At 70.7% G+C, this 14,048-nt stretch carries 12 protein-coding genes and 1 tRNA gene; 8 read left to right on the forward strand and 5 right to left on the reverse strand.

Annotation, left to right across the window (positions count from 1 at the left end):
- Positions 1–76: 76 nt before the first annotated feature.
- Positions 77–2,233 (reverse strand): N,N-dimethylformamidase beta subunit family domain-containing protein, encoded by a 2,157-nt coding sequence (locus ACILRB_RS12170; protein ID WP_395666559.1) that lies wholly within the window; start codon positions 2,231–2,233, stop codon positions 77–79.
- Positions 2,234–2,323: 90 nt separating this feature from the next.
- On the reverse strand, positions 2,324–3,112 hold the full coding sequence (locus tag ACILRB_RS12175) for a DUF3108 domain-containing protein (protein WP_395666560.1): 789 nt from the start codon (positions 3,110–3,112) through the stop codon (positions 2,324–2,326).
- Positions 3,113–3,171: 59 nt separating this feature from the next.
- On the opposite strand from ACILRB_RS12175, the gene ACILRB_RS12180 reads away from it, so the two are divergent.
- Both ACILRB_RS12180 and ACILRB_RS12185 read left to right on the forward strand, forming a co-directional pair.
- Positions 3,172–3,246, forward strand: a tRNA-Val gene (locus ACILRB_RS12180).
- Between the two features lie 74 nt (positions 3,247–3,320).
- Positions 3,321–3,887, forward strand: a complete 567-nt coding sequence (locus tag ACILRB_RS12185; protein WP_395666561.1) for a DUF4337 family protein — start codon at positions 3,321–3,323, stop codon at positions 3,885–3,887.
- Here the strand turns inward: ACILRB_RS12185 and ACILRB_RS12190 are convergent.
- On the reverse strand, positions 3,874–4,836 hold the full coding sequence (locus ACILRB_RS12190; RefSeq protein ID WP_395666562.1) for a lysylphosphatidylglycerol synthase domain-containing protein: 963 nt from the start codon (positions 4,834–4,836) through the stop codon (positions 3,874–3,876). The two genes, ACILRB_RS12185 and ACILRB_RS12190, sit on opposite strands and share 14 nt — an antisense overlap.
- A gap of 106 nt (positions 4,837–4,942) precedes the next feature.
- Between ACILRB_RS12190 and cysS the strand changes: the two genes are divergently transcribed.
- The 3 genes from cysS to cimA are packed head-to-tail and all read left to right on the forward strand — an operon-like array spanning position 4,943 to position 8,428.
- A complete protein-coding gene (gene cysS / locus ACILRB_RS12195) occupies positions 4,943–6,289 on the forward strand; it encodes a cysteine--tRNA ligase (protein ID WP_395666563.1) in 1,347 nt (448 codons plus the stop codon).
- Positions 6,286–6,777 (forward strand): GNAT family N-acetyltransferase, encoded by a 492-nt coding sequence (locus ACILRB_RS12200; RefSeq protein ID WP_395666564.1) that lies wholly within the window; start codon positions 6,286–6,288, stop codon positions 6,775–6,777. Before cysS ends, ACILRB_RS12200 begins: the two co-directional genes overlap by 4 nt.
- A gap of 40 nt (positions 6,778–6,817) precedes the next feature.
- Positions 6,818–8,428 carry a citramalate synthase gene (gene cimA, locus ACILRB_RS12205; protein ID WP_395666565.1) on the forward strand — a complete coding sequence of 537 codons (1,611 nt, stop codon included), beginning with the start codon at positions 6,818–6,820 and terminating at the stop codon, positions 8,426–8,428.
- Positions 8,429–8,435: 7 nt separating this feature from the next.
- Here the strand turns inward: cimA and ACILRB_RS12210 are convergent, their stop codons facing one another.
- Positions 8,436–9,551 (reverse strand): TonB family protein, encoded by a 1,116-nt coding sequence (locus ACILRB_RS12210; protein ID WP_395666566.1) that lies wholly within the window; start codon positions 9,549–9,551, stop codon positions 8,436–8,438.
- Positions 9,552–9,655: 104 nt separating this feature from the next.
- Positions 9,656–10,312 carry a TIGR00730 family Rossman fold protein gene (locus tag ACILRB_RS12215; protein WP_395666567.1) on the reverse strand — a complete coding sequence of 219 codons (657 nt, stop codon included), beginning with the start codon at positions 10,310–10,312 and terminating at the stop codon, positions 9,656–9,658.
- A 297-nt stretch (positions 10,313–10,609) separates the two neighbouring features.
- Here ACILRB_RS12215 and ACILRB_RS12220 point away from each other — a divergent pair, with 297 nt between their 5' ends.
- The 3 genes from ACILRB_RS12220 to ACILRB_RS12230 all read left to right on the forward strand — a co-directional run bounded on the left by ACILRB_RS12220 (position 10,610) and on the right by ACILRB_RS12230 (position 13,993).
- Complete coding sequence (locus ACILRB_RS12220) at positions 10,610–12,475, forward strand: ABCB family ABC transporter ATP-binding protein/permease (protein ID WP_395666597.1); 1,866 nt, start codon at positions 10,610–10,612, stop codon at positions 12,473–12,475.
- Between the two features lie 142 nt (positions 12,476–12,617).
- Entirely contained in the window at positions 12,618–13,316 is a 699-nt protein-coding gene (locus ACILRB_RS12225; protein ID WP_395666568.1) for a phosphatidylserine decarboxylase, read from the forward strand.
- A 134-nt stretch (positions 13,317–13,450) separates the two neighbouring features.
- Positions 13,451–13,993 (forward strand): GNAT family N-acetyltransferase, encoded by a 543-nt coding sequence (locus ACILRB_RS12230; protein ID WP_395666569.1) that lies wholly within the window; start codon positions 13,451–13,453, stop codon positions 13,991–13,993.
- Positions 13,994–14,048 lie beyond the last annotated feature (55 nt).

Genomic DNA, 14,048 nt, shown 5'->3' on the forward strand with positions numbered 1-14,048 from the left:
CACCACCTGGTGAAGCCGGTGGCGTTCGAGGAGATCGAGCGCCTGCTCGGCGACGTGCTGGCGGCGGCGCCGGGGCCTACGGCATCGCCGGCAGCGTGAACGGCGCCGGGTCGGCGAAGCGGCGCACCACGTTGGCCGTCAGCCGCCCCAGCACGGTGTCGCCGCCATTGACCATCAGGCTGCCGGCGTAGGTCATCGAGCCGACCGAGAAGACCGCGCCGCCGGCGGCCGTCTCGAAGAAGGTCATGTCGGCGCAGGACCAGTCCTCCTGCGGCAGCGGGTGGCGATGGGTCAGCATGTCCTCGTTGACCCAGGCGTAGTCGGGGTGGATGACGACGCCCTTGGCGACGACCAGCGCGTGCGGCGGCGTGCCGTACTTGGCGTTCACGCTGTCGAGCTCGAAGCCGGCGGCGCCGCCGCCCATGTAGCCGGCGTCGCCGAAGACGGTGCCGGAGGCGGTGGGGATGCCGTCGGTCATGAAGGCGACGCGCGGGTCGCGGATGCCGTCGATCAGCCTGTAGGGGAAGCCGAGATGCCGCCCCTGGGTGGAGAAGCTGATGCCGACGAGCTTGTGGCTGGAGCGGCCGATGCGGCGCCACAGGCCGCCGTAGCCGCCGCCGAACTGGTTGTAGCTTTCGCCGGGGAAGGTTTCCCAGACGCGGATGCCGCCCTCGGCGCGGCGGACCTCCAGCGTCTCGGGCTGCTCTTGCGACGGCTCGGCGCGCCAGTAGAAGCCGTTGCCGCCCATGTACATCAGGCGGCCGCCCTGGCCCAGGAAGTCCTCGAAGGCCTGCATCATGCGCTCGGAATGGTATTCCGGGTGCTGGGCGGCGATGACCAGCCGGTAGGGGGTCAGCGCGGCCAGGCCGTCCGCGTGCAGGTCGTGGTCGGTGATGACGTCGTGGGCGACGCCGATGGTGCGCAGGAACTGGTCGAAATAATTGTCCACAACCCAGCGGCCGGTGCCGGAGGCGCCTTCCACCGGGTCCATCAGCGAGAACTGCTTCGGCCGCGTGTCGAGCATCGGGCGGTGCTGGGTCATCAGCGCGACGCCCGAGCCGTCGCTGTGGTGGTTGTAGCAGGACAGGCCGAATTGCGGGTTCATGTCCGGCGTCTCGGGCAGGGCGCCCCATTGGGCGGCGCGGGCGGCGATCTCGGCGCCGCGGCCGGGGCGGACGTAGCAGCCATAGACCTGGTAGCTGAAGGTGGGCACCAGCAGGACGACGTCCGACTGCGGCTTCGCCGGGCGGACGATGAAGGGGATGTAGTCCTCGCCGGCTTCGTTGCTGAGGTGGGCGGCATAGAAGCCGCTCGGCCAGTCGGGCGGGATCACCAGGGCGAAGCTTTCCTGCCAGCCCAGCGGGCCCTGGTCGTCGTCGTGGAAATGGATCGCGCCGTAGAGCTGGGGGGCGGATTTCCAATCGTGCACGGCGCCGGTCCAGGCGGCGCCGGTCATGGCGCGGGTGGGCAGGTTGACCAGCCGGGCATGGGCGCCGTGCGGGCCGATATCGGTGGCGGTCTGGGTGGGGATGCCGATGGAGAAGTCCCATTCGGCGACCGGGCCGTTGGCGCCGAGGATGGCCGGGCGCTCGATCTTGCCGTTGAAATGGGCCGTGGCCGGCGCGCCGCCGCCGTCCGGCGGGAGCGCGGCGATGAAGGCTTCGGCGCCGGTGGCGCCGGCCTGCGCGCCCCTGGCGCTGCCCTGCCCGGCGTCGCCGAGCGGCGCGTGCGGGCGCTGCTCCACGCTCAGCGTGCCGTCGAGCGCGATGGTGGCGGTGAGGTCGTACCAGCGGCGTTCGAGGAGCTTGCGGCCGGTGGCGGCACGGACGGGGCCGGCCGTGCCGGTGGCTTCGGCGAAGGCGCCGTCGGGGCCGATGCCGAGCGCGAAGCGCCAGCCGGGGGCGGCCAGGGCCAGCACGCCCTGCACGCCCTTGCGCGGCGTGGTGGGCCAGATCGTGGCGCGCAGGGTGAGTGTGCCGCCGGGCAGCGCGCCGATGCGGGCGTGGCCGAAGCTGCCGAGCCAGGCACCCTGCTCGGTGCCCGGCCGCGTGCCGTCGAGCCCGGTCGGCATCGGCACCTCGTGGTAGCCGGGGCCGGCGGGGTTCGGGTCGGCGCAGAGATGGCGGACGAAGCGCAGCGCATAGTCCCGCCCGCCGGCGCTGGAGACCATGAAGCGCAGGGTGCCGCCCTGCTTCGCGCTCCATCGGTCGACATAGCCGGTCAGCTGGTGCATCGGGGGCTCCTTGCGTTTGGCCGGGATCGTACCGCGGTGCGGCGCGGGCGCAAGGCGAGGGAGACGGCCTGTCTCCGAAAATGCCAGCCCTTACCTGACTGCCTGCGTCGGCCCGAACTGGGTCAGGTAGGCGGTCGCGCTGCCGAAGAACCGCGTCTCGAACGACACCCGCACCGGCAGCGCCGGCTGCCCCGGCACCAGCGGGGCGAGCCAGGCATGGCTGACATGGACGCGGCGGATCTCGGCCTCGTCGGCGTCGTGCTGGAAGCCGGCGAGCTGGCGCCCGCGCATGTCGCAGCGCAGGGCCGTGCCCTTGAAGGCGGACCGGTAGTCCTCGGACAGGCTTTCGCTTCCGGCGGTGACCGACTGGGTTTCCAGCACGCGGCGGCCGTCGAAGATGCGCACCGTGCCGTCGCAGCGCCCGGTCTGCGCCACCTGCCGCACCAGGAAGGCCATGGCGCTCAGCGTGTCCATCGTGTCGCGCTGCTGGGCCGGCGGCACCGGGTCGCGGTCGGGCTCGGTCGCGGGCACCAGCGTGCGGATCACCGGCTGGCCGCCCGGATAGTCGAGGGTGATCCGCCGCTCCTTGCCGCGCGCCACGCCCCAGGAGGCGAAGCGCTGCGGCGCGGGGCGCGCGCCGTTCCAGCTTCCCTGGGCGAAGCTGTCGATGCGGACCGGGATGAAGGTGCCGTACAGCCCGGTGGTGCGGTAGGCGAGGTCGATCCGGTAGTCGCGCGGGCCGAACTCGGCCTTGCTGTCCACCACCAGCACGTTGAGCCCGGCCGCGTAGATCGCGTAGCTCAGCTGCGTCGCCTCCTGCGCACGGGCGGCGGCAGGGAGCAGCGCGAGCAGGGCCAGGGCCGGCAGCCGCAGGGTCATGCAGCAGCATATGGGTTGACATCGGCGCTCGGCCAGACCTATCACGCCGGCCGCGGGATGGGTGCGTAGCTCAGCGGGAGAGCATCGCCTTCACACGGCGGGGGTCACAGGTTCAATCCCTGTCGCACCCACCATCCCGCTCCCACCGATGCAATTCGCGGACTTGCCGCCCGCCGGGCGGGGCCGGCGTGCCGCGCAGGGAGAGCCGATGGCGCAGGCCCAGGAACACGCCAAGGAAGCGATCGAGCATGCCGCGCACGACGCCGGCGGCGCGCGGTTCGGGCGCAACGTCGCCATGCTGGTGGCGGCGCTGGCCGCCCTGCTGTCGCTGACCGAGATCGCCGAGAAGAAGTCGCAGAACGCCTATCTCGCCCACCACATCACCGCCTCCGACGACTGGGCGTTCTACCAGGCCAAGAACATCCGCGGGACCGTGTACAGCCTGCACGCCGAGCTGCTGGAATCGCTGCCGCCGGACCCGGCGCTGCGCGAGAAGATCGAGGCCGCGCGGGCCGAGGCCAAGCGGCTGGACGACGACGAGAAGAGCAACGGCCGCCGCCAGCTGGCGACCAAGGCGCGGGCCAGCGAGCGGGCGCGCGACCACGCCTTCCACCGCTACCACATGCTGGAATACGCGGTCGGGGCGCTGCAGATCGCGATCGTGCTTGCCTCGGGCTCGATCGTGGCGCGAGTGCGGCTGCTGGCCTGGGTGGCCGGCGCCATCGGGCTGGGCGCGGCGGCGGCGGCGCTGCTGGTGGAGCTCAGCGTGATCTGAGGATCAGCCGCCGGCCCTCGGCCCACTGCCACATCACCAGGCCGGCGACGCCCACCGCCAGCTCCCGCGCACGCTTGACCATCGACAGCGCGATGGCCTGGTCCGCCTCGATGCCGAACAGGCCGCAGACGACGACGAAGCCGACCTCCTGCACGCCCAGCGCGCCGGGCACCGCGAATCCGGCACTGCGGGCGGCCATGCCCAGGCTCTCGATCACCAGCGCGGCCTGCCAGCCGGCATCGACGCCCATCGCCCACAGCGCGATCCAGGTCTCCACCACGCCGAGCAGCCAGGCGACGAGGTGCAGCGCTCCGGCCACGGCGAGCGCCTTGCGGTCGCGGTGGAGGCGCATCAGCTCGGCGTGCAGGCCGCGCACGCTCTCCACCGTCACGCCGGGGAAGACGCGCTGCAGCGGCCGGATCAGGGCTTCGACGATGCGCAGCAGCCCGGCGCGCTGGGCGGCGATGAAGGCGGCGACGCCGGCGGCCATGATGGCGAGGGACCACATCACCCAGGGCTGGCCGGCCCCCGCCTCGGTGGTGGCGAGTGCCGCGAAGCCCATGAGGGTGAACAGGAACTGCGTGACCACCTCGACGGTGATGTCGAGCGTGGTGCCGGCGCCGGCGACGGGGCCCGGGACGCCGCGCTGGGCGAGCATGCGGATGCCGACGAGGTTGCCGCCGAGCTGGGCCACCGGGAGCATGTTGTTGACCGCCTCGCGGATCAGGCGGATGCGGAAGTAGCGGCTGAGGCGCGGCACGCGCTCGCCCACCGAGATGCGCCAGGCAATGGCGGAGAGCCACAGTTGCACCAGCATCAGCGCGACCGCGGGCGCCACCGCCCAGGCGGCGTGGCGCAGCTCCGCCCCGATGGCGGCAATGCCCGCCCAGGCGGCGAGCGCGATGATGGCGCCGCCGCCGATGGCGATGCCCAGCAAGCCGAGGATCATGGGCGCGGCAGAGGCGCGGGCCGGGCGGATTTGTCAAGCCAGCCCTGCGGCGATTGATTCGGAAGACGGCGCCTGCGACAACCGCCGCCCATTCCGGGAGAAGGCCATGCCCGAGCTGCGTCTGCACAACTTCGTCACCAAGCGGCGCGAGACCCTCGTGCCGATCGAGCCGGGGCATGTGCGGATCTATTGCTGCGGGCCGACGGTCTACGACCTGGCGCATATCGGCAATGCCCGCCCGGCGGTGATCTACGACGTGCTGACGCGGGTGCTGCGGCTTCTGTTTCCGCGCGTGACCTACGTGCGCAACGTCACCGACATCGACGACAAGATCAACAACCGGGCGCGCGAGCAGGGCGTGCCGATCGGGGAGATCACCGAGCGGACGCTGGCCGACTACCGCGCCGACATCGCGGCGCTGGGCAACCTGCCGCCCGACGTGGAGCCGCGGGCGACCGAGACGATCGCCGAGATCATCGTGCTGATCGAGCGGCTGATCGCCTCCGGCCACGCCTATGCGGCCGAGGGCCACGTGCTGTTCTCGGTGCCGAGCTTTTCGCAGTACGGGGCGTTCTCGGGGCGCTCGCCGGACGAATTGCTGGCCGGGGCGCGGGTGGACGTGGCGCCGTACAAGCGCGATGCGGGGGATTTCGTGCTGTGGAAGCCGTCCACGCCGGACCTGCCGGGCTGGGACAGCCCGTGGGGGCGCGGGCGGCCGGGGTGGCATATCGAGTGCTCGGCCATGTCATGGCGCCACCTGGGCGAGAATTTCGACATCCATGGCGGGGGCACCGACCTGATCTTCCCGCACCACGAGAACGAGATCGCGCAGTCGCTGTGCGCCTTCCCGGGCAGCCGGTTCGCGCGGATGTGGGTGCACAACGGCATGCTGGTGATCAACGGCGAGAAGATGTCGAAGAGCCTCGGCAATTTCGTCACCATCCATGAATTGCTCACGACCGACGCCTTCGGCGGCCGCCCATGGCCGGGCGCCGTGCTGCGGCTCGCCATGCTGCGCACCCATTACCGCCAGCCGATCGACTTCACGGTCAAAAGCCTCGAGGAGGCCGAACGCGCGCTGCTCGACTGGCGCAAGGCGGCGGAGGGCGTCGCGCCCGGCGCGCCGGGCGAAAACGTCGTCGCCGCGCTCGCCGACGACCTCAACACGCCGCGCGCCATCTCGGAGCTGCACGTGCTGAAGGCGAAGGACCCGGCGGCGCTGCTCGGCGGCCTTTCGCTGCTCGGGATCGACCTCGCCAGCCTGCCGCAGGAGACGCGCGCGGTCGAGGCGAGCGTCTTCGAGAAGGCCATGGCGCTCGTCGCCGAGCGCGAGGCCGCGCGCCGGGCCAAGAACTGGGCCGAATCCGACCGGCTGCGCGCCGCGCTCGCGGCGATGGGCGTCGCGCTCAGGGACGACAGGGGCGGCGGGACCACATGGGAGTTTCGTCCGTGACCGCGCGCGCGGCGCCGCCGCCGCCTTCGCTCCGGCCCTACCTGCCGGATGATTTGCCGCTGCTCTACGAGATCCGGCTTTCGGCGATCGAGGAGCTGACCGCCGACGATTATGACGATCCGCAGCGCCGCGCCTGGGCCGAGGCCGCGAGCGACGAGGAGGAGCTCGGCGCGACGCTGAAGTCCGGGCTCAGCATCGTCGCCCTGCGCGAGGGCGCGGCGATCGGCTTCATCGTTTTCAGAAACGGTCTGATCGACCAGCTTTACGTGCATCCGGCGGTCGCGCGCACCGGCGTCGCCTCGGCCCTTGTCGACGCCGTCGAGAAGCTCGCCGGCGCGCGCCAGATCAAGGCCGTCGACGTCGACGCGAGCGACACCGCAAAGCCGCTGTTCGACCGGCGCGGCTATGTCGCGCAGCGGCGCAACACGATTTCGTTCGACGACGTCTGGCTCGGCGCCACGCGCATGAGAAAGACGCTTTCGCCGTGAAGAGAGAACGATGACGAGGGAAAGTCCAGGGGACGCGGCCATGGCGCCGGGAGGGGCCGCCGCGCGCGAGCGGCTGACGCTCTACGACACCACGCTGCGTGACGGCGCCCAGACCACGGGGGTCGATTTCTCGCTCGCCGACAAGCGGGCGATCGCCGCCATGCTCGACGAGCTCGGGCTTGACTATGTGGAAGGCGGCTATCCCGGCGCGAACCGCATCGACACCGAATTTTTCGCGCAAAGGCCGCGCCTTCGCGCCGCGCGGTTCGCGGCCTTCGGCATGGTCAAGCGGGCCGGCCGCTCGGTCGAGAACGACCCCGGCCTCGCCGCCCTGTTCGCGGCCGACGCCGACACGATCACCTTTGTCGCCAAGTCCTGGGACTATCATGTGCGCGTCGCGCTCGGCGTGACGCTCGACGAGAATCTCGACGCCGTCCGGCAGTCGGTCGCGGCGGCGCTCGCCCGCGGGCGCGAGGCGATGCTCGACTGCGAGCATTTCTTCGACGGCTACAAGGCCAATCCGGCCTATGCGCTCGCGGTCGTGGAAGCCGCGCTCGAAGCCGGCGCGCGCTGGGCGGTGCTCTGTGACACCAATGGCGGAACCCTGCCGCATGAGGTCGAGCGCATCGTCGGCGAGGTCGCGCGGCGTTTCCCGGGCGAGCGCATCGGCGTCCACGCGCATAACGACACCGAGCAGGCGGTGGCCAATTCGCTCGCCGCCGTGCGCGCCGGGGCGCGGCAGATCCAGGGCGCGCTGAACGGGCTCGGCGAGCGCTGCGGCAACGCCAACCTGACCTCGCTGATCCCGACGCTGCTGCTCAAGCCCGACTACGCCGAGCGCTTCGACGTCTCGGTGCCGCGTGAAAAACTGCCCGGTCTCGTCAAGATCAGCCATACGCTCGACGAGCTGCTGAACCGCGCGCCGAACCGCCACGCGCCCTATGTCGGCGCCTCGGCCTTCGCCACCAAGGCCGGCATCCACGCTTCGGCGCTGGCCAAGGAGCCGCGCACCTATGAGCATGTGCCGCCCGAGCTCGTCGGCAACAAGCGCCGGCTGCTGGTGTCGGACCAGGCCGGCAAGTCCAACGTGCTGGCCGAGCTCGAGCGCATCGGCGTTCACATCGACAAGGAAGACCCGCGCGTCGGCCGCCTGCTCGACGAGGTGAAGCAGAAGGAGGCGCAGGGTTACGCCTATGAGGGCGCGGACGCCTCCTTCGCGCTGCTGGCGCGGCGCGCGCTCGGCGAGGTTCCGACCTATTTCGAGGTGGAGCGCTTCCGCGTCGACGTGGAGCGCCGCCACAATGCGCAGGGCGATCTCGTCACCGTGTCGGAGGCGGTCGTCAAGCTCGTGGTCGACGGCGTGACCATGATCTCGGCGGCCGAAGGAGAAGGCCCGGTCAACGCGCTCGACCTCGCCCTGCGCAAGGACCTTGGGCGCTACCAGAATTTCATCGAGGATCTCGAGCTCGTCGACTACCGCGTGCGCGTGTTCCAGGGCGGCACCGACGCCGTGACGCGCGTGCTGGTCGAGTTCCGCGACGGCTCGGGCGAGACCTGGTCGACGGTCGGCGTTTCGGCCAACATCATCGACGCCTCGTTCCAGGCGCTGACCGACGCGATCAACTACAAGCTGCTCAAGTCGGACGCCTGAGGCGCGCTTACTGCGTGTCGTAATGGAACCAGATGGCCCGCGGGTCGCCGCGCGGCGGCGGCGGGAAGGGCGCGGCGGCGCGCACCGCGGCCATGGCCGCGCGGTCGAGGTCGGGCCGCCCGCTGGCGCGATAGACCGCCGAATGGGTGAGATTGCCGCGCTCGTCCACATAAAACGCGACGATGCCCTCGGCCTTCATCCGCCCGCTGCGCAGGTCGGCCGGAATTTTCATGTGCGGCATGATCAGGCCGAACAGGATCGACAGATAGCTGGTGCGCGCCGTGCCGCCGCCGACGGGCGAGGGCTTGGCCGCCGAGCCGATCTTGTAGTCGGGCGAGGGCGCGAGCGCGGCGAGCTGGTCGGCGACGCTTGGGCGTTTGGCCTGCGTCGGCGGCGCTTTGGTCTGCGCCGGCGCCTTGGCGAGGTCGGCCGGGCGGCGCACCGGCGCGGGCGCGGCCTTGTCGAGCGCCTCGGCGTCGGGCTTGTCCTCGGCGAGCTTCTGCTTCTGCTCCTCGATCTCGGGCGCGATCTCGGCCGCGACCGGCGGCGCCTCGGGCTTTTGCGGCGGCGCCGGCGTCTCGGCGTTCTGCTCGGAGGGGGCCGCCTCCTTGCGCGCCTTCGTCTCCGGGTCCGGCGCGTCGCGCTCGACCGTCTCCTTGTTCTCGAAGCGCGGCGCGTCGACGGCCATGCGCTCGTCGTCCTGCAGCTTCGGCTTGGGCTGCTTTTCGGGCGTGGGCGGCGGGGGCTCGGGCGGCTTCGGCGGTTCGGGCGGGGAAGGCGGCGGCTCGGGCTCGGGCTCGGGCACGATCTCGACCGGAATTTCCTCGACGGCGGCGAGCTGCGTCTCGGGCTCGGGCCGCAGGAGGATCAGCGCCAGGATCAGCCCATGTAGGGCGAGGACCAGCGCGAGCAGCGCAAGAAACCGCGTCCGCGCGAGGCGCGGCGCGGCGTCGGGCTCGACGAGATGATCTTCCGGCCGGGCGCGCAGCGGCGCTTCGGCGTCGCCGGCGAGCGCGTCGCCGGACATCGCGGCGTCCGACTCCTGCGCCGCGGGCGCGGCGTCGCCCGAAGCGGAAAGGGGCCACTCGAAAGAGCCGCCGTCCTCTTGTTTCAGCGTCGTCACCTTCTGGCTCCACGGCCCGCGCCGCGGGCGAAGCCGAACATCCCTCTCTCTACAAGACGAAAATCACGCGGCGCCGCGAAACGCAAGCGTCGGCAAAGACGGGTTCACAGGCGCGGGTCGACCGTCTCCTTGCGCAGGCCGAGCCTGTCCGTGCGCGCCGCCGCCGCCCGGATCATCGGCAGCACGTCGCCGATCTTTTCGGCGACGAGATAGCGCACCTCAAAAGAAGGCTGGATGAAGCGCCGCTCGCGCATGTGGGCGAAGAGGTCGATGAGCGGCCGCCAGAAGCCGTCGACGTCGGCGATGACCACCGGCTTGGTGTGGCGCTCGAGCTGCACCCAGGTGAGCTGCTCGACGAGCTCCTCCAGAGTGCCGACGCCGCCGGGCAGGGCGACGAAAGCGTCGGCGCGCTCGAACATCAGCCGCTTGCGCGTATGCATGTCGGGCACGACGATGGTCTGCGAGACGTCCGCGAACAGCCCCTCCTTGCGGTGGAGAAATTCGGGAATCACCCCGGTCACCACGCCGCCGGCGGCCACCGCGGCGCGCGCGACCGCGCCCATCAGCCCGAGCCCGCCGCCGCCATAGACGAGTTCGAGCCCGTCCTGCGCGATCAGCCGGCCGAGTTCGCCGGCGGCGGCGGCATAGACGGGCTCGACGCCGCGCGCCGAGCCGCAATAGACGCAGACGGAACGGATGCGGGAGGTTTCGGCTTCAGGAGGGGAGAGAGCGTCTTCGACGCGGGGGAAAGCGTCTGTCATGGTCCCTTTCTGTCGATCTGGGCGTTCGCGGGCTTCGCGTCGCGTGAATTTGAGGCCAGGGCGATGCGTTCGTCGAAAAGCGACTTTATATAGGCGGGATCACGCCGCCGCGACGCCGCGGCGTGATCCCGGCTTCCTCACGAAAGGTTTATAACACTTTTGACTTCGCAGCCGCTCGCCGACGCGGCCGCGCCCCGCGTCGGCGGGGCGGGCGGCGCCGGAAACCGCCCTTCGCCCGTTCCGCCCGTTCCGCGCGCGCCGCTCGCGCCGCGCCCGAGGGTCGCCCTCGGCCCGCTCCTGCGCCGGCTCGCGCCCTATGTCTGGCCGGCCGGCCGGCCGGACCTGCGCCGGCGCATCTATGTGTCGATCGCGCTGCTGCTCGCCGCCAAGCTCGCGACCATCGCCGTGCCCTTTTCGTTCAAATGGACGACGGACGCGCTGGTCGATCCGGCGAACGCGCCATTTTACGGCTGGGCCGCGGCGCCCGTCGCGCTCACCCTCCTTTATGGCCTGTTGCGCGTCGCCATGGCGCTGTTCACCCAGGCGCGCGACGCGGTCTTCGCCGACGTCGCGATGAACGCCGTGCGCCGGCTGGCGAGCGACGTGTTCGAACATCTGCACCTTCTGTCGCTGCGGTTTCACCTCGAGCGCAAGACCGGCGGCCTGACCCGCATCCTCGAGCGCGGCCGCAATTCGATCGAGACCATCGTGCGCACGACCATGCTCACGGCGATCCCGACGGCGGTCGAGTTCCTGCTCATCCTGGGCGTGCTGTTCTTCCAGTTCGACCTCGGCTTCGTCGGCGTCGTGGTCGCGATGATCACGGCCTATCTCGCCTTCACCTTCATGGCGACGAACTGGCGCATCTCGATCCGCCGCGCCATGAACGAAAGCGACACCGACGCCAACACCAAGGCCATCGACAGCCTGCTCAATTTCGAGACCGTCAAATATTTCAACGCTGAAGAGCGCGAAAAGCGGCGCTACGACGTGTCCATCGCGCGCTATGAGCGCATGAGCGTCAAGACCTACACCTCGCTCGCGATCCTCAACGCCGGGCAGGCGGCGATCTTCACGGCGGGGCTCGTCGCCGTCATGGTCATGAGCGCGCGGGGCGTCATGGCCGGCGAGAACTCGATCGGCGCCTTCGTGCTCGTCAACGCCATGATGATCCAGCTCTACCAGCCGCTGAGCTATCTCGGCATGGTCTATCGCGAGATCCGCCAGTCGCTGATCGACATCGAGATGATGTTCGACATTCTGGCGCAGAACCCGGAAGTCCGCGACCGGCCGGGCGCGAAGCCGCTCGTCGCCGCCAGGGGAGAGGTGCGCTTCGAGAACGTCGCGTTTCATTATGATCCGCGCCGGCCGATCCTCGAGGGTCTCTCCTTCACCGTCCCGGCCGGAAGCACAACGGCGATCGTCGGCGCGTCCGGCGCCGGCAAGTCGACCATCGCCCGGCTGCTGTTCCGCTTCTACGAGCCGCAGGGCGGCCGCATCCTGATCGACGGACAGGACATCGCCGGGGTCACCCAGACCTCGCTGCGCGCGGCGATCGGCATCGTGCCGCAGGACACGGTGCTGTTCAACGACGCCATCTCGTACAATATCCGCTACGGCCGCGAGGGCGCGACCGACGAGGAGATGCGCGAGGCGGCCCGGCTCGCCCAGATCGACCGCTTCATCGAGGCCGCGCCCGGCGCCTATGACGCCGAGGTCGGCGAGCGCGGGCTGAAGCTTTCGGGCGGCGAGAAGCAGCGCGTGGCGATCGCCCGGACCATCCTGAAGAACCCGCCGATTCTCGTGCTCGACGAGGCCACCTCGGCGCTCGACTCCTTCACCGAGCGCGAAATCCAGCAGGCGCTGGAGCGCGTCGCGAAGGGCCGCACGACGCTCGTCATCGCGCATCGTCTCGCGACCGTGGTCAACGCCGACGAGATCATCGTGCTCGACAGGGGCGCGATCGTCGAGCGTGGCGCCCACGCGGAATTGATCGCGCGGGGCGGCGCCTACGCCGCCATGTGGGGCCGCCAGCACGAAATCGCCGCGGCCGAGGAGACGCTGCGCCGCGCCGCCGCAGAAGAGGGCGACCGGGTCAGCATCAGCATGGAGCCCGACGACGAGCAAGCGGCGCAGGCGCCGCGCGGCCCCGCCGCCGCGTGACGCCGGCCTGGCCCGACTTGCCCGGGCCCGACCGCTCCGGTTTGACTTGCGCCGGTTTGACTTGGGATTTTCGCATCCCCGTGCGAAACCCTGTGGCCCGCGCCCCTGGCGCGGCCGCGCCGTCCCGACGTTCAAGGAAACCATGTCGCTCATCGACACAATGCGCCGCCAGATCGCGCCGATCCATCCCGAGGGCTATGTGTTCGTCGCGGGCTTCGCCGTCGCGACGCTCGTGCTCGGCTCCTTTTTCGCGCCGCTCTTCTGGATCGGCGCCGCCGCCACCGCCTGGTGCGCCTATTTTTTCCGCGACCCCGTCCGCCAGACGCCGCTCGACGACAATCTCCTGATCTCGCCGGCCGACGGCGTGATCTCTTCGGTGGGCTTCTTCGTGCCTCCGCCCGAGCTTGGCCTCGGCGCTGAGCCGCTGCAGCGCGTGTCGGTGTTCATGTCGGTGTTCGACTGCCATGTGAACCGCGCGCCGGTCTCGGGCCGCATCGTCAAGATCGCCTACAAGCCGGGCCTGTTCCTCAGCGCCGACCTCGACAAGGCGAGCGAGGACAATGAGCGCAACGGCGTCGTGATCGAGACGCCGGCGGGGCGCTACGGCGTGGTGCAGATCGCGGGCCTCGTCGCGCGCCGCATCGTCTGCTTCGCGCGGCAGGGCGAGAGCGTGGGCGCCGGCGACCGCATCGGCCTCATCCGCTTCGGCTCGCGCGTCGACGTCTATCTGCCGCGCGCCGGGCGGCCGCTCGTCGCCATCGGCTCGCGCGCGGTGGCGGGCGAGACGCCGCTCGCCGAATTGCGCGCGGGCGAGGGCCGGCGCGCCTTCAAGTCGAGCTAGGGCGTTCAGCCCGGCGCCGCGGCCTCTTGCGGCGGGGCATGCGTTGAAACAATGCTTGGGCGCGCGTTCGCGCCTCACGTCGCCGAACGCGTCCAGGGTCGAGCCCCGACCCTGATCCGCCAAGGGAGCCGGCCATGGTCTCCGTCGTGCAGCGACCCGATCTCGCGTCGCGTCCGTTCAAGCTGAAGAACGGCGCCGTCGCCCTCATCAGACCGGCGCGGCCAGGCGACGCGCCGAAAATCCGCCGCGCCTTCCGCGAACTCGGCGCCGAGACGCGCTACAACCGCTTCCTCGGCTACAAGAACGAGGTGAGCGAGGCCGAGCTGGCCCGCATCGCCAATGTCGACTTTTCGCGCGAATGCGCCTTTCTGGTCACGATCGGCGACGGCGAATCCGAATTCGTCATCGGCGGCGCGAGCTTTTTCGCCCTCGACGACGAGACGCCGCCGCAGCGCGCCGAAGTCGCCTTCACCATCGAGGAGGATTTCCAGGGCCAGGGCCTCGCCACCGAGCTCATGCGCCGGATCGCCGAGTCGGGCAGGGCGGTCGGGTTGCGGCGGTTCGAGGCCGAGGTGCTCGGCACCAACCAGGGCATGCTCTCGGTGTTCAAGCGCAGCGGCCTGCCCATCTCGATGCGCCTCGAGGAAGGGGTGGTCCATGTCGCGCTTGAGCTTTGAGCGGCGCTTCGCGACGGCGGCGCGTTTGTGCGATATAGGCGGGAAAGACCGGCGC

It is taken from the genome of Methylocella sp. (assembly GCF_044226135.1).
Lineage (GTDB): Bacteria > Pseudomonadota > Alphaproteobacteria > Rhizobiales > Beijerinckiaceae > Methylocapsa.